This window comes from Cyclobacterium xiamenense (genome assembly GCF_900109255.1).
Lineage (GTDB): Bacteria > Bacteroidota > Bacteroidia > Cytophagales > Cyclobacteriaceae > Cyclobacterium > Cyclobacterium xiamenense.
Genome location: NZ_FNZH01000001.1, coordinates 339,000 through 361,201, shown reverse-complemented (window position 1 = coordinate 361,201; position 22,202 = coordinate 339,000). Strand labels below are relative to the sequence as shown.

Genomic DNA, 22,202 nt, shown 5'->3' with positions numbered 1-22,202 from the left:
GCATCATTTAAGAATGATAGCTAATTTTAGGTATTTTTAGTCATATAACCAAAAATTTAGCTAATAAAAATTAGTACTCGCCCGTCAAGAAAAATTGAGCAAATGCAAGGATTAATTTGGGCCAACAACCCTTCTACACCGACCTGCGTAAAGCAAAAATGGTAGCACTAATTAGTATTATTAAATGTAAATAAAACACTTATTTTACTCTTAACCGACTGAAAAACACATAATTTTATTTCGTGAAAATAAAATATACAGATTTTTGTATTTTTTTCTTTTTTTTCTGGTAGATAGTTGGGCAAGCGGCTTGTCCTTCCAGTTGATTTTACTAAGTTTAGCAATCATTCCAAAACACTACGTGCGAAATGAGGCTTTTGCCGAAAAATATAGCTGTAGTCAGTTACTATAAACCCATACCAGGAGTCTTTGCAAACCATCGGCTCCTTTTTTTATTATTGCAGGAGGAAGGTTTCCAACAAATCTCCCACATAATAAGCTACCAAGGCAGCGATGAAGCCGAGAGAAAGTGTTTCCATAACACTTCGAAAAAGTCCTGTTTGATTGACCCAGCTTTTCAGTGCGCCCACAAATAAAAATGCCATTCCGGTCAAAAGGCAGGTCCAGAAAAACACATCAAAGGCAACGGTGTAAAAGTAATCCCACACGTAGACGGTCAAGGGGATAAACCCAACGAGAATAAATGAAATGAGGGTGGCCAATCCGATTTTGAACGGACTTTTGGTTTCTTCCATCATGTTCAATTCATCTTTCATCATTTCGTCCACCCAGCGGTGCCGGTCGGATACGATGACATCCACTACCTGCTGGAGTAATTCTCCCTCGAAGCCTTTTTCGCGGTAAATCACTTCAATTTCTTCGCGCTCCTTTTCGGGTAAATTGTCTACTTCCCAGTATTCGATGCTTTTGTGTTTGGCGTAATTTTCTTTTTCCGATTTGGAGGACAAGTAGGCCCCAATTGACATGGAGAGCCCGTCTGCAAATAGGTTGGCAAATCCGAGGATGATGATTACGATGGGGTCTAGGTTGGCTCCTACCGCGCCGGCCACTACAGCGAAAGTGGTGACCGCACCGTCGATTCCACCATAAACGAATTCCCGCAGGTATTCCTGTAAGTTTTTAAAAATGGGTATTTCCTGATGTAATTGCGATTCTTTCAAAGGCTGGATACGGTTAAAACGTTTACAAACGAATAGCATAAGGTAAAAATAAATTTCGATTAAAACGGCCTTTACTCAGCAAAACTTACGATCCCCCGGCCAGTTTGGGAGTGAAATTATCCCCTAAACGGTTGTGCCGCCCATAATGCATTTAGAAACGCGCCACCTCGCCTGCGGATTAGCGGCGACCAGGAAATTAATCTCGTTGAGTATGAAACCAATAAATATCCCTATCATATTTTTTTCTGGTTGGCCTTGTGTGAAAAAAAACAATCGCCTACCTTTGCATCACTTCAAAAGAGAAGTACAAAACATTTAACACCAAAAACCATAAAAATACCTGGTTAATCTAGGGATTTCGCTAGCAAAAAATCGGTGTTCAAGATGGCTACTCGGTGTTAATGACTAAAATTAGAGTGGTAGTTCAGCTGGTTAAAATGTCCCGACGCATCGGGAAGGTCGCGAGTTCGAACTATTGAACAGATAAATAATTGGAGTGGTAGTTCAGCTGGTTAGAATGCCTGCCTGTCACGCAGGAGGTCGCGGGTTCGAGTCCCGTCCATTCCGCTTAAAAGCCTGGGGTTCCCCAGGCTTTTTTGGTTTAAAACTTTTCTTAACCCATTTAGCTGGGTAGATTGTCCCGACGCGTCGGAAAGGTCGCTTATGCTGGTCCTCCTTTAAAACGAGTTTTTAAAGTACATGAGACCAACCAATTGCCTTTTGGTACGAAAACTGCCTCGGTTTCTGCTGTTATACCAATCCGGTTTTTCACAGTCTTTTCATCAATACTTACCATTTTCGTAACACACGTGTAACCCCGCTTTCGTAGCTTTGTTTGATACCATTCGTTGAAATCCAAACCTGATTTTCGTACCTTGCTCGATATCCATTCAAAGCATTCCCTAAAAATGAAAAACCTTTTTGTTACCCTGTTACTAGTTGCCGCCTGCCAATGGAGCATGGCCCAGGAATACCGCATCTACAAAGCCCCATCTTTTCGCGAAGAATGGAGCAAACCTTCGTATTATCCGGATCGGATTGTGCTGAATTTTGGTGCGGACCCCGCCCATCAGGCCAGTGTCACCTGGAGAACCGACACCAGCATCACCCAGACTTTTGCGGAAATTGCGGTGGCAGATGGCGCACCCAAGTTCTGGCGTAACGCAACTACGCTGCCTGCCAAAACAGAATTACTGGATGCCTCCTCGGTGGAAGTAGCCCGCGTTAAGGCGCATTACCATTCCGTAACCTTTTCCGACCTGCAGCCAGCCACCACCTATGCCTATCGGGTCGGCGATGGGGATACCTGGAGCGAATGGATTCAATTTAGCACGGCATCCACCGACAAGGACGCACCGTTTGCCTTTCTCTATGTGGGCGACACACAAAATTACATTCTGGAACTGTGGGCCCGGCTGATTCGGGAAGGGTACCGTAAGGCACCGGATGCCAAATTTATCATTCACGCGGGGGATTTGGTGAATACTGCCCACCGGGATCAGGAATGGCACGAATGGTTTACCGCAGGAGGTTTTATACACAGCATGGTTCCCTCCCTCTCTACGCCCGGAAACCACGAATACCGCAGCATTCCCGAATGGGACGGGGCAGACGCGGAACGCAGACTTTCCCTGCAGTGGAAACCCCAGTTTACCTTGCCCGAAAACGGACCCGAAGGCCTGGACGAATTAGCCGAAACGGTCTACTACATGGACTACCAGGACGCCCGGATCATTTCTCTGAACAGCAACGTGATGCAGGCAGAACAAATACCCTGGCTGGAAGAAGTTTTGGCCAACAATCCCCAGAAATGGACCATTGTCACTTACCACCATCCACTGTTCTCTGCCTCCGAAGGAAGAGACAATGCCCGGCTTCGGGAAGCGTGGAAGCCACTCTTTGACAAATACAAGGTCGACCTGGCCCTGCAAGGACACGACCACAGCTACGCCCGGGGACGCGTATCTCCGGGAGACAATGTGTTGGACGGCGTGAACGCGCGGGACAAAACCGGAACGGTATACGTGGTGTCCGTAAGTGGAGGAAAGATGTACGAGCTACGCAAAAACGCATGGGATGATCTAGAGGCCGACCGCGACCGGGCCGCTGAAAACACCCAATTGTTTCAAGTCATTCACATCGAAGGCGACAAGCTGAGCTTTGAGTCCTATACCGCCATTGGAGAGCTATACGATGCTTTCGATCTGGAAAAACAAGCAGACGGCACGAACAAATTTATCGAGCGAAAATCCGAAGCCATCTCGGAACGGCGGTTTTCGAACACCATCCCTTACGAAGACCCCTTACCGGAAAACCTGCAAACGATTCTTCAAAGCAAGTACCCGGATTACGCCATCACGCGGGTAAGCGCCCGGAAAGAAGCGAACAACCTGATTTTTGCCGTGCGACTGGAGAAAGACGGCGAAAGAAAAGAACTCAGCATTGACGAGCAAGGAACTATTAGCGAATAAATGCTTGCCGGATTGCGTTCCCTTTGCAAAAAAAAAACATCTTAAAAAACAGAACAGGCGAACTCCCTCCGCAATCGCAGAGGGAGTTTTGTCTTTTAGAGCCTATCGTTTACCTTGTTACTTCGCAGTACCAGCGAAAGCGGCATGTGATCCAAATGCATCGTATTAAAAAATAGCCGCGCTAATCTGTGACCATCTGTGGTGAACGATTTTGTTTACGTCCTCACATTTTCGATTTCAAACTCGTTGCTCAAATTTACTCCTCCGGTAAAGCAAAGGCCACATACGCATCTCCGGCCGGGGTACCCAGTCGATTGGCCCCTCCAGCGGCGATGACCACGTATTGCCTGCCCTCCACTTTATACACCGAAGGCACCGCATAGCCTCCGGCAGGCAACTGGTATTCCCAAAGCACTTCTCCCGTTTCCGCATCAAAAGCCCGGAACATTTCGTCGGCTGATCCACCAATAAACACCAGTCCTCCGGCTGTGGCCACACAACCTCCGAAATTTTGGGTACCCGTAGGCGCCACACCCCGGGCTTTCAATTCGGGATATTCACCCAAGGGCACTTTCCATTTGATGGTTTGGGTGGTCAGGTCGATGGCATTCAATGTTCCCCAGGGTGGTCGACTCGCGGGAAAACCTTCCTCGTCTGTAAAAATGCGAAACCCTTGCAATACATACCGGTCCATGGCTTCCTTTTCTGCTGCACTCGATTCCTCAGGGGTCGTAGCGGGTACTTCGTCCAACAGATAACCGAGCAAGGCGTCCAATTGCTCCTCTCCAAAACCGCGAAAAGCAGGCATCACCCCATTGCCTCCGGTAATGATCTTTTTTGCGGATTCACGGTCGTGCCGCTCCTTCAGGTCCGTCAGAGCCGGGAATGCCTCCCCCAGGCCCTGTCGATTTGCCCCATGGCAATTGGAACAATTGGACAGGTAAATGTACCTGCCAGAACCGGGCCCGCTGACCAAATCTCCCTCCTCGAAATCCCCGGAAAGGTTCCTTAGCTGAAGTACCATGGGTATTTCATTGGCATTCACATAGACCATGTGGTTTTCCGGATCGTGGGAAAGCCCGCCCCACAGCATGCCGCCACGAGTGGCCGGAAAGGTAAGGGAGCCCTCCAGGCTGGGCGGTGTGTACATACCCTCGTTGCGGTATTTTCTGAATTCGCTTTTTGCATAGGTCGCTGCCTCCTCGGAAATCGTCGTCAAATACGTACTGTCCAGCCCCTGCGGGACGACCCGAATTCCCTGTCCGATTTTTTGCGTTGGATGGGCTACTTCTCCGGGCACGTAGGAAGGTGGCACCAGTTGCTCTTCCAGATCAAGCAAGGGTTGTCCGGTCTCCCGGTCCAGCAGTATCAATTCCCCCATTTTGGTCGGCTGAATCAGCGCCTTGACCATTTTCCCATCCATGGGAAAATCTGCCAGGGTCGGTGCGCAGGGCAGGTCGTAATCCCAAATATCGTGACTTACCGCCTGGTAATGCCATTGGTAGGCCCCGGTGCTGGCATCCAGGGCAAGGATGGAATTGCCGTAAAGGTTCTCCCCGATGCGGTTGCCCCCATAAAAATCGTAGGTGGGCGATCCGGTGGCCACGTATACCCATCCGCTTTCTTCGTCCAGACTCAAACCGCCCCAGTTGTTGGTGCCCCCGTAATTTTCGCCCTCCACCCAGCGCCAGGTGTCGTATCCGTATTCCCCTTCCTGCGGGATAGTATGGAAAATCCACCGAAAATCACCCGTTTCGGCGGAATAGGCGCGGACATGTCCTGGAGAAGCATCGTATCCTTCCCCGGTTGCCGATCCAATGATCAACAGATCCTTATAGACGATCCCCGGCGTGTTTAAGGATACCGAAAGCGTTTCCGGATCCCGCCCCAGGTCCTTGCGTAGGTCCAACATGCCGTTTTCCCCGAATGCTTCTACCAGCGCTCCTGATTCCGCATCAAGGGCAAACAACAGGTGCCCGGCTGCCATAAAAATACGGGTTTTACCGCTTGCGGTATACGCCGTAACGCCTCGATTGACGCCACCAGATTGCCCGTACTTCTCCGGATCAAAACGCCAAAGCTCCTCGCCTGTCGCTGCATCCAGGGCGATGAGATCCAACTGTGGCGAAGTCAGGTACATGGTCGTTCCCACGACGATGGGATTGCATTCCATGGGTGTTCGCTCCCGCTTGTCGCCCGTGTGAAAGGTCCAGGCGGGTTCAAGCAGGTGTACATTTTCTTTGGTAAGTTGATCCAAACTGGAAAACTGAGCAGCCGTGGAACTCCCCCGGTACTGTTCCCAGCTACTAAACGGATCTTCAGAGGTACAACCCGATGTCCAAAGCGCACAAGCGCTCAGCATCAAAAGGCAAGTCGTTACGTTACTCATTCTTGCTACTAGTTTTCGGTTTCTATTTTCGAACGGAAAGGCCATTCCGGATCTTCCATCCGGGACGCCTCCATCAATCGATCCATTTCTGCCACGATCTCGGGATGATCTTTGCTCAGGTCTCGGGTTTCGCCGGGGTCCTGTTCAAGGTCATACAGCAAAATTTCCTGATTACCTGCAAAAACATTCAGGCGAATTCCCTTCCACTTGCCCATGCGTACCGCCTGCTTGCCTCCTTGCTCGTGAAATTCCCAATAAAGATGGTGATGGGTCTCCTGTTCGCCTTCTCCCAAAAGGGTAGGCAAAAAGGAAATTCCGTCAATGCTTTGTTGGTAACGCGCACCCGCTGCTTCGGCCAGTGTGGGCAAAACATCCCAAAAAGTGCTGATATGATCCGTTTGACTGCCCGCTTTCACCTTTGCCGGCCAGCTGGCGATCATGGGTACGTGAATCCCTCCTTCGTGTAAATCCCGCTTGTATCCCTGAAAGGGTCCATTGCTGTTAAAGTAATCGGGATCTGCTCCTCCCTCCAGATGGGGGCCATTATCAGAGCTAAATACAATCAGGGTATTTTCCAGAATACCGAGGGAATCCAGCCTGGCCACAATCTGTCCTACCTGATCGTCCAACAGGGTCACCATGGCCGCAAAAGCGGCATGGGGATAGGGCTGGGATCCATAGCCGCCCACTTTGTACCGGGGATGGTCCGGATCGTCTACCCCTTGGTAGGGCGTTTCGGGGCCCAGCAGGCTTTCGTATTGATAAGGTGGCTCCGGATTGGTTCGTTTCAGAAACGTTTCCATGTACGCTTGCGGCGCGAATAACTCCGCATGGGGAATAATGGACGGCATGTATAGGAAAAAGGTAGTGTCTCTGTTCGCTTCGATAAACTGCAACCGTCGTTCCTGAATCAGTTCCGGCGCATATTGCCCCTCTTCGGCACCCTGATTGCCCTCCAGGGTCAAGATGGCATCGTTATCGTTTAATTCCCTGGGGTAGTAATTATGGGCAATGGTCTGGCTATTGTATCCAAAAAAAACATCAAAGCCTTGTACCAGGGGATCGCCCGTAGAACCGGGATAGCCCAATCCCCATTTCCCAAAAGCGCCCGTTACATACCCCGCATTTTTCAATACCTTTGGTAAGGTTTGCGTGGATTCCGGTAAAGGGTATTGGCCCCCGTTCAGACCTCGGTTACCGCGTACCGGCGTATGCCCGGTATGCAAGCCGGTCATCAAGGCCGAGCGGGACGGAGCGCAAACCGTCGTTCCCGCATAATGTTGGGTAAACACCATGCCCCGGGCTGCCAAGGCATCGATATGCGGCGTTTGAAATTTTTCCTGCCCCAAAAAACTCAGATCGCCATACCCCAGGTCATCGGCAAGTATGTAGATGATATTGGGTTTTGATGCAACCTCTTCGCCGCTTTCCTTGGCGGATCCGCAGGAAAATGCAGCACAGGCGATAACAAAAAGCAGCAAGTGCCTGGTGTAGGATGGTAATGGTTTTTTCCTTTCCATAGTTTTCGTCAATTATCCCTGTTTGCGTACAACCCAGTATTGCCCTTTTCTAACTGAGGCAATAGCGCTGCGACGATTTCCGGAAATTCCCCGGCAATGTTTACCGTTTCCATGGGATCGTTCTGGTGATCAAAAAGCTCTAGCGTGGGTTCTGCCTCCCGGAAATACCGGGTGAGCCGGTACCGATCGGTGCGCATGGAAATGCCGTTTCTGAAATAACTAAAAGCCATTGCCGCTCGTTGAGCGTCCCTTCCGCTTTTCATCAGGGGCACCAGCGACTGCCCGTCCAAAGGGAAATCGGTGGGAATACCCGTCAGTTCCATCAAGGTAGGATACAGGTCGATACTGCTAACGGGCAGTTCATTTCCTATTTTTCGGGCTGCCATTCCTGGAACCTTGATCATCAGCGGACTGCGCACCGCCATTTCAAAGGTGGTATGTTTCCCCCAGACCCGGTGATCTCCCAAATGCCAGCCATGGTCTCCCCAAACCACGATGATGGTATTGTCTGCCAGGCCTTCTTCTTCCAGTGCTTCCAGTACCTTGCCCACCAGGGCATCGCTGTAGCTGACGGCCGCATAGTAAGCATGCCGGAGTTTTCTGGCATATTCGTCGGAAAGCTTCCGGTCCAGTCCGGCTTTCTCCTCTCCCAACTGGTACTGATTGAATTCACCACTACCCTGAAGGCTGCTGGGATGAACGTTTTCGGGTAAATCCGGAAAGGGAGACAGTGGAATATCCGCACGGTCATAGAGATCCCAGTATTTTTTGGGTGCCGTAAAGGGCAGATGGGGCTTAAATAAACCCAATCCCATAAAAAAGGGCTGGCCTTTCGTCGAAAGTTCTTTCAGTTTTTTGACAGCCAGCTGGGTAGAAAGTCCGTCCGGATAACCCAGGTCATCCACATCTCCTACTTCGTAGGGTTTGACCTGCTTGTTTTTCCCCTGCCGGTTGGAGCCGTCTGCGTAGCCAAAAAAGGCATTCCAGCCCGTTCCCCATTTGCCGGCATCGAACAGCATCTCGTCCCAGCTATGGGGCATTTCCATTTTGGCTCCCTCGGGGCTTTCTTCGTAGCCATACCACAAGCCATCCACGGAATGGCTGATTTTTCCTATCCCGACCGTGTAATAGCCGTTTCTTTTGAGATGATGGACAAAACTTTCCGGTCGTTCTTTTTCCGGCTCGTTGGATAGAAACTGCTCTATGGCAGAATTCTGCAGATGATTGGTGGTCTGCGGCAGCATGCCGGTCAAAATGCTACACCGGGAGGCACCACAGGTGGGTACCTGCACGTAATGGTTGAGAAAAACCGATCCGCCATTACCGATGGCATCCAGATTTGGTGTCTGAATGATGTCATTGCCATACACCCCCAGTTCGGGTCGTAGGTCATCAATGGCAATAAACAAAATATTGTAGGGTTTTTCTTCGGCTGCCGGTTCGGAGCAGGAAAAAAAAACGGTAAAACACAGGATGGAAAAGATACAAGCGTAGTTTTTGGTCATTGGGTAACTCGTTAATTCGGAAATACGGGTGAAGCACTGGCTTAAATATAGGGGGAAATCGGTAAAATTAAAACAAAGCCCGGTTGATCCTCAAAAAGCTACCCTTCCATTTCGCCCGCTTTTCCTTTTGGTAGCTGCCGATACGAACCTACACGAAAAACCTACCGTTTTTGGGTGACCGATACCAGTCATCCTCAAAATGGAACATATGGACAACTTCCTGGAACATCCGTGCTAACAGGAGGTATCGTTGATTTACTAATTTGGTAGTGTTTAAATAGCAATCCAGCAACTGGAAAAAAGTAGAAAAAATTAACAGCCAATTATATACGGAAGTATAGCCGTATAATAAATTATTCGTATATTATTTTCCAAATAACCCATCGTTAATTTTCTATTTTTGATACATTTCACTTTTACATACGGTAGACTTACACAAAAGAGAATCTGTCGGGAGGCTATTGGTTTCGCTCCTGTCCATTTTCATAGGAGCATAGCTGTGCATTCGCTGCCGCTCATCTGCCTGTTGTGCTTTTTTCTCTATTCCCATACGAGTGAAGCAACACCGATGGATTCAACCAGTGTGATCCTTTCCGAAGTTGACACCAATCCGATTATCCTCAATCAGAACTGGAAATTTCATCCGGGAGACGATCCCTCCTGGGCACATCCTGATTTTGACGACAGCGATTGGTCGCCTATTGACCCCACTACTGACATCCATTACCTGACAGTTTTGAGACAGGCCGAGATTGGTTGGTTTAGGCTGCATGTAACGGTCGATTCCGCATGGTTGAACACGCCGTTGTCCATGGCCATTTTTCAAAGAGGGGCATCGGAACTATTTCTCAATGGAAAGTTGGTACAAACGTTGGGTCAGGTCAGCAAGGATTCCAAAAAGGAACTCATTTATAATCCAAATTTTGTCCCCTTCAGTTTTCAATTTGAAGACAAGCCCCATCAGGTTTTGGCAGTGCGCTTTTCGTTTACAAAACGAAATCCCTACATGAATTTCCTCGGACTATGGGGAGGCAATCCAACCCTGGTTATTGAGCTGGATCAAATGGATAAGGCCGTGAAACGGTTGGTATCCAAACGGGCATTTGTAACTTCCAGATTGGTTGGCAAAGCCACTTTTTTGCTCTTCCTTGCCTTGCTTCATTTGTTCTTTTTCATCACCTTCCCCGTCAATAAAACCAATCTCTTCTACAGCCTGTTTACGTCAAGTCTGGCACTGGGGTATTTTTTGGAACATGTTTTCCGCTTTATGCCCAGGGAAGGAGATTCCTATTTTGTGATTGGATTGATCAGTTGCTTGTTTTTTAGCACATTCATCATATGGGGACTACTTGCCGTGTATTCATTTGCCAGAGAGAAGCTCGATCGATTGTTTTGGTTTGCCACCGTTTCCGCTTTGCTATTTATTCCCTCTTGGAAATGGCCTTATGAAGCAGCAAATTATTATTGGCCGTATTACCTTACGATGGGCCCTTTGGTGGCCGCTCTGGTTAGCTGGAGAGCAGTACGGAAAAATAGTAAAGGTGCCTGGGTAATTTTTTTTGGTTGGCTAGGGAGTTTTGTGTTCTGGTCATTATTTTGCTTGTTCCATGGCAACGTATTACCAGGGTTTCCCTATGATACAGCCATCACATTGGATTTGGCCGTATTTTCTGCAGCCGTTTCCTTTTCTGCATTGTTAGCGGTCGAATACGCCCAAACCAAACGTTCCCTGCAAAAAAGCCTGTTTGATATGGAGGTAAAACGGCTGGAAACCGAAAAAATGCGCGACCTGGACAAAACAAAATCGGACTTTTTTGCCAATATTTCCCACGAATTCCGAACCCCCCTTACCCTGATCTCCGGAACGGTGGACCGCCTTGAGGACGAACAAAAATCTCCTTCACTCCTGCAGGAAAGCCATCGCCTGATAAAAAGAAACGCCGATCGACTGCTCCAATTGGTCAACCAATTGCTCGACCTTTCCAAACTGGAAGCCGGCAAATTAACCCTGGAAAAGGAACCCGGAGAAATCGTCGGCTTTGCCAAAAGACTGGCCGGCACCTTTTCCTCCCAGTTTGAGAGCAAGCAAATCGCTTTTTCCGGCAGTTATCCCGAAGGCCCGATCTGCCTAAATTTTGATCCCGATAAATTGGAGAAGGTGCTTTCCAACCTCCTGACCAATGCCTACAAATTCACCCCAACTTCCGGAACCGTCAGGTTTGACGTTTCCTGCCAGGCCCAAACCGAAGCAGACGTCCGGCTGCAATTCAAAATCGCCGACAACGGCATCGGAATCCCCGCCGAAAGGTTGCCCTATATCTTTGACCGCTTTTTCCAGGGAGAGGCTTCGGCCACCCGCAGCTACGAAGGTACCGGGATTGGCCTGGCACTGGTCCGGGAACTCATCGAGCTTCAGGGAGGAACCATCCAGGTGGAAAGCGGCGCCGATTCGGGAACCTGCTTCACCGTTGAGTTGACCCTGGAGCGGGCCGAACCCGGGGCGATTCCCGGGCTGAAGCAATCGGAAGCCGCACTGGATACCGCCTGGATACCGCAAGCACCAAAGCCAGCCGGGAAACGATCCCTCAACCACCTGGCGATCAGGACTACCGTGCTAATCGTCGAAGACAATCCGGAACTCCGGCATTTTCTCGCACAAAGCCTGCAAAACCAGTACCGGATCCTGGAAGCCGATAATGGACAAGAGGGCTTTACGATTGCCGCTACAAGCGTACCGGACTTGATTATTTCCGATGTGATGATGCCCGTAATGGACGGAATTAGCCTAAGTGAAAAGGTGAAAAATGACGAGCGGACCAGCCACATACCCTTTGTCCTCCTTACCGCCCGCGCCGATTCGGAAAGCAAAATCGGCGGACTGGATACGGGTGCAGATGCCTACCTGACCAAACCTTTCGATATGAAAGAGCTCCGGGTACGGATACACCACCTTATCGAAGGCCGAAAAAAACTCCGGGAACGGTTCAGCCGTTCGCTTGATCTGAAAACCTCCGAGATCGCCGTAACTTCCACCGATGAGAAATTCCTGAAAAAAGCCATGGCCATCCTGGAAGACAATATTGCGAATACGGATTTTGACGTGGTATTTTTCAGCCGGGAAATTGGCATGAGCCGGACCAACCTGCACCGGAAGCTCAAGGCATTGACTGATTACTCAGCTACCGAGTTTATCCGGGCAGTTCGGCTGAAACGGGCCCTGTACCTGCTGGAACAAAAATCGGGAAATATTACCGAGGTGGCCTATGCCGTCGGGTTCAATAGCGTATCCTATTTTGATAAGTGTTTTAAGAAACAGTTCGGGAAAACGCCGTCGGACTACCTGCTACATTAAGTATGGGATTGTAACCGATGAACACCAGCGTCCGGAATTTTTTCGTAACAAGACACACCGATCCTTGATTACCAGGATTCGAACAATGTGCCCCAATTGTACAACTAGTTGGAACATCTGTACTAACGCTTGATTGATCAAAATCCGTAATTTTCATTTTCAGTTTCCACTTGCTTTACAGATAACCCACAGAAGCCGTAAACGGCCTTGACCATGAGATACCTTATCCTGCTGTACGTGTTGCCTGGAATGCCTGCCATCCTTTCCGCGCAAAGCCAACTTACCGGCACCGTAACCGAAGCAAATGGCAGCCCCCTCCCCTACGCGAACGTACGAATATTAGCCGTAAAAGACTCCTCATTGGTAGCGGGGTCAGTCTCTGAAGTCGACGGTAGTTTTCGTTTTGACCGGATTGCCGCCGACGACTACCTGCTCTCAATAACGTCCGTGGGGTTTCGCGCGTACCTGCAAAAGATCCGGGTACCTCGGGACGAAGGGCTCATCGTACCCCCAATTGTACTTATGGAAGGTGAGGACGAACTGGCCGAAGTCGTCGTAGCTGCCCAAAAGCCCCTGTATGAAAAACAGATGGACCGGATGGTGATAAACGTGCAGGAAAGCATCACCGCGGCGGGAAGTTCCGTATTGGAGGTGCTCTCCCGATCTCCAGGGGTGATGGTCAATCAGCAACAAAACAGCATCGCGCTAAACGGCCGGGAGGGAGTGATGGTCATGATAAACAATACGCTGAGCAGAATTCCCATGGGATCCCTTATGCAAATGCTGGAGGGAATGAGCGCTGCCAATGTAGAGAAAATAGAACTGATATCCCAGCCACCCTCCAACCTGGATGCGGAAGGGGCCGGGGGCATCATACACATCGTTACCAAAGAAAGCACCGACTTCGGAACCAACGGTACCTTCGGCTTGAGTGCCGGAGCAAAAAGAGCTGAAGTCTATGGTGCAAATTTAAGTCTCGCCCATAGGGGAAAATCCTTTTCTGTTTTTGCCGAATACGCCTATTTGCATACCCACAATGTACTTCTGTGGCGAAACGCCTTTCGTTCCGAGTCGCTGAGCGGGCTGTTGAAATCCTTTCAAAGCGATACAGATCGGGCCATACTCTCGCAATCCCATCAGTTCCGAGTGGGTATCCAAAAAACCTTTGACAAAACCTCCGAAATCGGTGCCTATATCAATTTGACACAAAATAACAACAGCATGAGAGGAAAGGGTGGGACAATCCTTCAGGTTGGTGATTCACTCGTTCGAGCTGACATTTTGTACCATGAATCAAGAGATATATCAAATCAAAGTTCCCACATTCATTATTCCTTTCAGCTGCGGGACAAACATACATTCAGAATAGATTACGACTGGGTGACCCTTCAGCTGGACAATCTTTCCACCTATGACAACGCCGCTTATTTTGCCGAACAAAGCGAAGCCATCCAGTTTGATTTGGAGAGTTATGCCCCCATGAACTTTCATATCGCTGCCTTAGACTACCAGTTTCAACCTGCCGAAGGCATCAACCTCAAAGCAGGCGCAAAAAGATCCTGGATGGACTTTGATAACTCCATAAAGTCTACTTACGATGAAAATGGTGTCGGGGAACTCGATTCCATCCTGGCCGGTTCGGCCCATGTGCAGGAAATCGTCTCCGCAGCCTATATCAGTAGCGATTGGAAAGCAGGAAACAAGCTAGCGTTTAAAGTAGGGGTACGATATGAACACACGCTCACGGACATTGAAAATGGCAATGAAAAAGGGGATATAAATAGAAATTACGCGAATTTATTTCCCTCTCTCCTGATAGAGAAAAACCTACATGAAAATACAGCAATGGCATTGGGCTACTACCGAAGAATCACCCGCCCCTCCTTGGGAAACCTGGTACCTGTCGTATTGCTTATCAATCAAAACACGCAATTTGACGGCAATGCCGCATTGTTGCCATCACTTATTGACACCTATAAACTGGAGCTAACCTACAAACGAGCATCCGTAGCACTCGAACATAGCTATACGGAAAATGCGATTGCTCTCTTTCAACCCAGTTATGACCCAAAAAACGAACTGGTTACGTATAGTCCTCAAAACCTTCGGTATCTTCAATCCACCGGTCTGCTTTTTTCGGCTCCCTGGATTATTGCTGCCAACTGGGATTTACAGTCTTCCGTTCAGCTGAATCGGAGAAGTTTTGAAACAGCGCACTTACCCGTAAATCAACGGAATGCCGTTTTCGATCTCAATTTGAACCTGAGCAATACTTTCCTGCTTGGAAACGGGTATACGGCGGAAGTGGGTGGGAATTTTCAATCCAGAAGAAACTGGGGCCTGTTGATTTTTCGGCCCATAGGCTCCCTGAACATAGGCCTCCAAAAAAAACTAGCCGGGGAAAATGGAAGCATTCGTCTTGGAATCGTAGATCTACTCAATACCAACAATAATTTGGTTGATACGGAATTCCGGGAACCTCCCCTTCATATACACATCGACTTTTATTTAAGAAACAGGACCCTTATGCTCAGCTATTCCCGATCCTTTGGAAATAAAAAACTGAAGGCAGTAAAAGTCGAATCCGCTTCGGAAGAAGATCGGAAACGGATGGATGTCAAGTAGCGGTGGGAAACCAGAATCGGTCTTTTGGTCGCACCATATGGAGCAAATCAACTGATCGAACAGCTTACTACGGGGAATTATTAATGGTTAAGTTTACCACAACACCAAATACAGAGTTGGGAAACCTCAACGTTCTTAAACCTTTGGGGTCTTTGAGACCCCGAAGGTTTTTTCGTGAACACTCTGGTATAGAATTCGGGGTTGGGAAAACCCCAAAGGTCTGCATGCTGGTTAACCCTTGAGGTTTTGGAAACCTCAAGGGTCTGAGTTGGTTTACTTTTCCTTTTCTAGTTTCTCAGGCCGGCAATTCATGCCGAAGGTGGCTTCTACGGCATCGTACCAATCGGTATCCTCCTGCGCATTCCAATCCACCCATTGCTCGTCAGTCATTGAAGCACGCCAGTTAATAAACGGCACAGCATCGGGGCCTACAGGATGTTTTAATTGCCATGTGCCGCTTTCGGCTATTTCCAATATTTTGTTCGCTACCAAACTCGCTGGTGTTGGGGTTTTGAGAGCTTCAGCGAACAATCTGGCAAAACGACGTACTTGTGGATAAAGGGAATTAATCATTAATGAACATCTAACGGCTGCTTCGGTATCAATAATTCCCGGCTCAACTACTGATACTCGAATATTGAAGGGCTTTACCTCTTGTGCCAACGCCTCGGTAATCGCCTCGAGTGCAAATTTGCTCGCGCTATATGGTCCCATCGGTGTACAGGCAATTTTACCAGATATAGAACTGATATTGATTATACAACCACTTTTATTTTTCCGCATGGTAGGCAGAACGGCCTTTATACACCGAAGGGCTCCAAAATAGTTGGTTTCCATCTGGGCTTTAAATTCTGCTATAGGCGCTTCTTCTACCGAACCAGGCTGCCCAAATCCTGCATTGTTCACCAGTACATCAATGGGCCCATGATCGGAAGCAATCTCCTGTATGCACTGCGCAACGGATTCATCCGAATCTACATCCAGTTGGTAGATGGAAATTGGCAAGGATTCCTGTTCGCTGTAGCGCATAAGCTCAGCCCCGTTTTCAAGGTTTCGCATGGTGGCAAAAACCTGGTGGGCAGCACGGCCAAAAGCAAGGGCGGTTTCCATTCCGATCCCTCTGTTTGTTCCGGTTATTAGTACTTTTTTCATACGATATTTGTTTAGGTGTAGATGGGTTTATCTGGTAGTCTCTCTCTAGAAATGAAAACAACCCCCTGGCTAGGGAGCGATGGTTTTGTTGCACCGAAAGCAGTTTTTGGGATCGAATTCTTGTTTTAGCTGCTTTAACCGTTCTTAATTATCTCCGTATGCCACCCGTACACGATCCGCTCCATCGGTTTCCGATCAAGCATGTCATTCCAACTAGCTCTTGCTGTATCGTAGTGCTATGAATGGGGGAATACAACAGATCCGGAAACCGAACGAACGAGTTCAGCCCAGACCTCAATCGGTAGTCTTTGTTGGAAAACTTCCATGTACGCGTGATTGAAGTAAACAATCGATTTAAACTGACTGGCTATCTATTCCTACAAAGGTATCGTGTATCGACTCATCCATGTAGTACATATGTTTCTATTTGTAAGCTATTTGTTTCATAAAGCGTTGATACAGAAGATTAACCGCCTACTGCGATAACCGGGTAGTAACCCACGAAACGAAGGGCATAGGGGTGGCTGGAAAAAACGAGTTCCATTCCCTTTTTCAACTTCTCGCCGTAACCTGGAAGTAGCATTCGGAACATGCAAGCTGCTGGTAGCACGAATGTCGGAACTACGAAAAAAAAACCGGTGGCCAATGACCCCGGTTTTTTTTGGTAAATAATCCAATTCAATCTGATGTTTTTATTTTTTTCCCGAACCTCAAGGCACCAGCGGATTCCCGTTTCCGGGTATCGGATGCGTTCACCCCTCCCGGATTTTCTGTCCGCCCCGGCTGAAACAGACCTAGCTGTGCGCTAACCCGGGTGCGCCGCAGATCCATTCAGGAAATGGTCTGGTTCCTCCCCCATGCAAACATGTAGCCTGGTGAAAAACCACCGGATACGCCTGCGTTGGCTGAATCGTTGACAGAAATCAGCCGTCCCGTAATTGAGGTAAATCTAGACCATATTTTATTCATTCGGTAGAACAACTATTCCAATAATCGGTACTTAGGTTGCAATTTTAAGTAACGGAAAAGATCGGGGCCTACTGCTATAACTTTTGGAACATCTACACCAGTTTTTGGAACATATGGCCTACTCCTTTTTTGCTCTTTTTCTTAGGTTTACTTCGCCCCTGCAACGGCGTGAATACCCTGTACCAGCCGATTGCTTCGGGACGGTAACAAACACAATTCAACCAAACCCCCATTTTTATGAAAACCAACGATCTGATCTCAACCGACAAAAACGCTCCGGAAATTGATACAGCAGCCTTCCAATCCTCGTTACGGGGAGCGCTACTACTTCCCGATCAGGAAGGCTACAACCAGTCCCGGACCATCTGGAACGCAATGATCGACAAGTATCCGGCCATGGTGGTCAAGTGCGCCGGGGTCTCGGATGTGATCGCTGCGGTGAATTTTGCCCGGGAAAACCAATTGGTGCTGGCGATAAAAGCGGGCGGACACAGTTTTGCCGGAAGATCGACCTGTGATGGCGGACTTTTGATCGACCTGTCCGCCATGAAAGGGGTGCGTGTAGATCCGGTAAAGCAAACCGCAAGGGCGGAAGCCGGTGCGTTATTGGCGGACCTCGATCACGAAACACAGGCATTCGGTCTTGCGGTCACAGCAGGGGTGGTATCCCACACCGGCATCGCAGGATTGACCCTGGGCGGGGGACAGGGATACCTGATGAATAAATTCGGGCTGACCATAGACAACCTGCTTTCGGTAGACATGGTCCTGGCAGACGGGAGCTTTGTCAATGCCTCCGAGACGGAAAACAAGGACCTGTTTTGGGCCATTCGCGGAGGAGGGGGAAATTTCGGTGTGGTTACCTCCTTTGAATACAAGCTACACAAGGTGGGGCCGGAGGTACTGGCTGGCATGATCCTCTATCCCCTGGCTCAGGCAAGAGAGCTGCTGCAATTTTACCGGGAGTACTCCATGAATACACCCGACGACATGAGCGTTATTGCCGGGATCTTTACACTACCCGATGGGACGAAGGTTTTTGGGTTCGTGGTTTGCTGGACGGGAGATATCGACGAAGGGAATCGCCAGTTGGAACCGCTCAGGGCCTTTAGGCCACCCATGGCAGACCTGATTGCTCCAGGCCCTTACGTACAGCTTCAAAAAAGTTTGGATGCAGCCGTTCCCCATGGCTTGCAACGGTACAACAAAATGGGCTATCTCCCAGAAATAAGTGACGAGTTGATCGACATCGTCGTGAAAAACACCGAAGGCATCAGTCCTTATTCCATGGTCTTATTCAACGCGATGAAAGGCGCAGTGACCCGGGTGGATCCGGAAGAAACGCCCTTCCCCTACCGGGACCAGCAATGGTATTTCGACATTACCCCACAGTGGGCGGATCCGCAAGAGACCGATTCGCTGATTGCCTGGGCAAAAGCTTTCTGGGCCGAAGTGGAGCCCCATACGCGGGGCACCGCGGTAAACTGGCTCTCCCCAGACGATGGCCTGGACCGGGTCAAGGTGGCCTACGGGCCGAATTATTCCCGATTGGCCAAACTAAAGCACCGGTACGACCCAGACAATTTCTTTCACCTAAACAATAACATTCTGCCCAATGCGAACGGTTAATGTGGGTGGGAATACCTCCCAACAGGCAGAAAATACGAAGAGAAGGCCACAATCGCTAGCGGGGGCAATAGGTGTGATCTGTGGGCTGTTGATGGCCGCAAGTAGTACGCTGAACTCGGTATCCTACGGACAAAGCAGCCTATCCGCCGCCGACATCATTGATCCGCGTGCGACGGTTAGAGCAGTGTTTTCCGGTGGAAAAGCTCACAGAAATCCGAATCCCAGAAAATATACCGTCCAACCTATGCTTCGGAACCGGCCAATGGAGCAACACACTCTTTATAACTGCCAGAAAAACACTTTACCAGGTAGCGACGAAAAAACAGGGATTTCATAACGAATTGACAGATTAAGTAGCCATTCGTGCTTTTGTGATTCGAACGCATCAACGGTACGCTACATGCTGGCTTTGATATTTAATACGGGCAGCTCCCAGCAAAGTCTCCGAAACATCTGTACCGCTTTTTGGAACATTTGACGCAATCCCTTTCCTCGGTATTCCCTAGGTTTGTCTCGTGCACAGGAAGTCCAATGGCACCCGAAACGTACCAGATGTCCGGTGACGTTACCCATCCTGACCGATCAAAAGTCCGCCAGGATGAAGGCCAGCGCTGTCCTTTATAAAGGGGCCATACGTACAAAAATTGGCGTAGAAATAAGTTATCCTGAAGGAAACGAGGCAACTGGCCGAATACCCGGACGGACTTTCCGAATCTTTTAAATCAATAAGGCATGAAAACGGTAATCGGTTTAATTCTTTGTTCCTCGCTACTTACACCGGGATTTTCGCAGGGAGTCATTCAGGGAGACGTGCGGGATTCCAGGGACAAAGCGCTTGCATTTGCAAGTGTATTGCTCCGGAATGAAACGGATTCTGCCCTGATTAAGGGAGCTATTTCTGATGAATCGGGACACTTTGTTTTTTCGGACATACAAAAAGGGACTTATTTTGTAGAAGTCTCCCTGCTTGGCTTCGAAAAAAGCCATTCTCCCGGCTTTCACTTCCCGGGAACCGGTAAAAATGAGCTGCCTCCTATCCGGGTAATAGAAGAACAACAGCAGCTGGATGAAGTGACCGTGATGGCCACCCGCCCACTATTTGAGCTGGAACAGGGAAAAATGATCGTTAATGTGGCCACTAGCATTACCGCCGCCGGGTTATCCATTCTGGAGATGCTGGATAGGTCTCCCGGCGTATCCGTGGACCGGCAAAACAATTCGCTTTCCGTCTTGGGCAAAAACGGCGTCGTTATCCTGATGAATGGACAACGATTCCGAATGCCCGTAGAGGCCGCCTACCAGATGCTGGCGGGTCTCAACGCAAGCGACGTCGAAAAAATCGAGCTCATCACCGTGCCTCCTGCCAGGTACGACGCGGACGGCGATGCTGGGTTTATCAACATCGTCATGAAAACAAACAATGGTACGATTGGCACCAACGGTTCCCTGACCACGGGTCAGGGATATGGCTCCGGCTACAATGGAAGTATGAGTTTCACCCTGAACCACCAAGGGCCAAAATTCAGCTGGTTTGGGCTATTGTCTGCTTCACATGCCGATCAGGTCCCCTTCGCAACCCGATACAGAGGAAACAATAACGGTTTTGAGGATCTGGGAATCCAAATAGACAGCGATAACTTCCACCGCAGGAAAACATTCAACTATCAGGCTGGATTTGATTACGTGATGGGAAGCAAGACCATCCTTAGCGGACTTATTAGTGGCTACGAGAACCGTAGACATAATAGCGCATCCACACGTACCGCATCCACCTATTCCATCTCCCCGGATTCGCTGGCTGTCATGTCCCTGGATGAAGTTGACAACTGGAGCCATGTAATGGGCAATATCCACCTACAGCATACATTAAGCAGGGATCAGGTCTTTGGTTTTAATTTGGATTACCTGTGGTATACGAATTCCTTCCCTACCAAAAATCAAATCGACTTTTACGATGAGTCAAGTAATTTCATCGAATCGGAGGAAGTAAGAATAGCCAAAGATACGCCCATAGCGCTTTGGGTGGGGGATGCAACCCATTCCATCAAATTAGGGGAGTCGGTTGCGCTTGAATCCGGTATTCGGGGTACCTTTTCACAGCTGGAAAATACCGTCGTATTCGATAAAAAAGTGGGAACGGAATGGGTGTTCAATCCTACGTTTAGCAGCGATGGCGTCCTGCAGGAAGATATCCTGGCTGCTTTTTCCTCGGCCAGCATCGTATTGGATGAAAACACGACGATGGATGCTGGATTACGCTACGAGCATACGTCCAGCAACCTGACTACCGCCTCGGGAGTAGAACTCGTTAACCGAAGCTATGGAAATTTCTTTCCTACCCTGTTTTTTTCCCGAAAAATTAATTTCAATCACCGGGTTCATGCCTCCTATGGGCGCCGGATTACCCGTCCTTCCTTTAACGAGATGGCACCATTTGCACTACTTTTCGACCCCTATACCTTTTTAGCAGGAAATGAAACCATACTGCCTACCTATACCACTACGTTTATGGCTGACTATTCCTTCAAGAGCCTACTTCTATCGGTGCAACACAGTCTGGACAGAGACGTCATCGCACGTTTTCAACCCACCCTGGATGCGGAGACCAATATCCTATTCCTGAAGTCGGAAAATGTTGACCGAGCGCAGACCGTTGCCCTGACGCTCGCCTTCCCAATGGAGTTTACTTCCTGGTGGGAGACCCAAAGTAATCTTACCGCGAACTACCAGAAAATCAATTCTGTGCTGAATGGAGAGGTATATGAGGTGGACCAACGAGGGATTCAGCTGGTGCTGACCAACACCTTTACCCTTTCCAATAACTACACAGTGGAGCTTTTGGGGAATTACCGCTCTCCGACCATAAACGGCTATTTAAATTGGCTATCGAGAGGTTTTATCAACCTCGGTATTCAAAAGGACTTTGAAAAAGCCGGAGTCCTACGGATCGCCTGCAACGACCTACTCGAAACCAACCAACTCCGATTACGCTCATTTGAAGATGCTGTGATTGATTTTTCCGGCAGGGTTAGGTTTGACAATCGGGTGTTTATGGCCAGCTATACCTACAAATTTGGCAACAGCAAAATCAAAGGAACCAGAAAGAGAAAAGTAGGCTCGCAGGAGGAACAGAAACGGGTAACAAACTGACACGGTCCAGAACCGGTAAGCAGCTGGAATAAGGTGCATTGGAATGGATCCGCCAGGTTCCTCCTGAGATAACCAAACTCCCCACTACACCTTTAAGAGAATTCGGTACTGGTTTTGCTCCAGAAAACGTTTACTGAAATGAACTAGTAACGGATCTCTTTCCGAAGAGCCCTTATTTTTGTGGTAGGTTTCAACGTGGAAACCTTCCAACATGAATACGGCATCTGACCAAGCAAACCTGACAAGCAGTCCAGACAGC

At 48.9% G+C, this 22,202-nt stretch carries 10 protein-coding genes, 1 tRNA gene and 1 pseudogene; 6 read left to right on the top strand and 6 right to left on the bottom strand.

Translation table 11 applies throughout. The features are described from left to right. Positions 1-455: 455 nt before the first annotated feature. Positions 456-1,181, bottom strand: coding sequence for a VIT1/CCC1 transporter family protein (locus BMW71_RS01220; protein WP_244891037.1), 726 nt, complete (start codon positions 1,179-1,181; stop codon positions 456-458). Between the two features lie 493 nt (positions 1,182-1,674). Between BMW71_RS01220 and BMW71_RS01215 the strand changes: the two genes are divergently transcribed. Then, positions 1,675-1,748 (top strand) — tRNA-Asp (locus tag BMW71_RS01215). Positions 1,749-2,089: 341 nt separating this feature from the next. Further along, positions 2,090-3,652, top strand: coding sequence for a purple acid phosphatase family protein (locus tag BMW71_RS01210; protein ID WP_092170122.1), 1,563 nt, complete (start codon positions 2,090-2,092; stop codon positions 3,650-3,652). Positions 3,653-3,908: 256 nt separating this feature from the next. On the opposite strand, the gene BMW71_RS01205 is transcribed toward BMW71_RS01210, so the two are convergent. Genes BMW71_RS01205 through BMW71_RS01195 form a run of 3 tightly spaced genes read right to left on the bottom strand, consistent with a single transcriptional unit; the run spans position 3,909 to position 9,066 of the window. Beyond that, positions 3,909-6,041, bottom strand: coding sequence for a pyrroloquinoline quinone-dependent dehydrogenase (locus tag BMW71_RS01205; RefSeq protein ID WP_092170120.1), 2,133 nt, complete (start codon positions 6,039-6,041; stop codon positions 3,909-3,911). Between the two features lie 8 nt (positions 6,042-6,049). After that, entirely contained in the window at positions 6,050-7,561 is a 1,512-nt protein-coding gene (locus tag BMW71_RS01200; RefSeq protein WP_092168342.1) for an arylsulfatase, read from the bottom strand. Between the two features lie 8 nt (positions 7,562-7,569). Further along, entirely contained in the window at positions 7,570-9,066 is a 1,497-nt protein-coding gene (locus tag BMW71_RS01195) for a sulfatase (protein ID WP_092168340.1), read from the bottom strand. 568 nt (positions 9,067-9,634) lie between these two features. Between BMW71_RS01195 and BMW71_RS01190 the strand changes: the two genes are divergently transcribed. Together BMW71_RS01190 and BMW71_RS01185 are read left to right on the top strand one after the other, a co-directional pair. Next, positions 9,635-12,418 carry an ATP-binding protein gene (locus BMW71_RS01190; protein WP_092168338.1) on the top strand — a complete coding sequence of 928 codons (2,784 nt, stop codon included), beginning with the start codon at positions 9,635-9,637 and terminating at the stop codon, positions 12,416-12,418. 213 nt (positions 12,419-12,631) lie between these two features. Then, complete coding sequence (locus BMW71_RS01185; protein WP_092168335.1) at positions 12,632-15,043, top strand: TonB-dependent receptor; 2,412 nt, start codon at positions 12,632-12,634, stop codon at positions 15,041-15,043. Between the two features lie 273 nt (positions 15,044-15,316). On the opposite strand, the gene BMW71_RS01180 is transcribed toward BMW71_RS01185, so the two are convergent. Together BMW71_RS01180 and BMW71_RS24085 are read right to left on the bottom strand one after the other, a co-directional pair. Further along, positions 15,317-16,195, bottom strand: a complete 879-nt coding sequence (locus BMW71_RS01180) for an SDR family oxidoreductase (protein WP_092168332.1) — start codon at positions 16,193-16,195, stop codon at positions 15,317-15,319. Positions 16,196-16,264: 69 nt separating this feature from the next. After that, positions 16,265-16,333 (bottom strand): annotated as a pseudogene (locus BMW71_RS24085) (BBE domain-containing protein); the annotation flags it as partial. Positions 16,334-17,401: 1,068 nt separating this feature from the next. On the opposite strand from BMW71_RS24085, the gene BMW71_RS01175 reads away from it, so the two are divergent. Both BMW71_RS01175 and BMW71_RS01165 read left to right on the top strand, forming a co-directional pair. After that, positions 17,402-18,793: an FAD-binding oxidoreductase gene (locus tag BMW71_RS01175; protein ID WP_092168329.1), complete on the top strand. Its 1,392-nt coding sequence runs from the start codon at positions 17,402-17,404 to the stop codon at positions 18,791-18,793. A 732-nt stretch (positions 18,794-19,525) separates the two neighbouring features. Continuing rightward, positions 19,526-21,943 carry a TonB-dependent receptor domain-containing protein gene (locus BMW71_RS01165; RefSeq protein WP_092168323.1) on the top strand — a complete coding sequence of 806 codons (2,418 nt, stop codon included), beginning with the start codon at positions 19,526-19,528 and terminating at the stop codon, positions 21,941-21,943. Positions 21,944-22,202 lie beyond the last annotated feature (259 nt).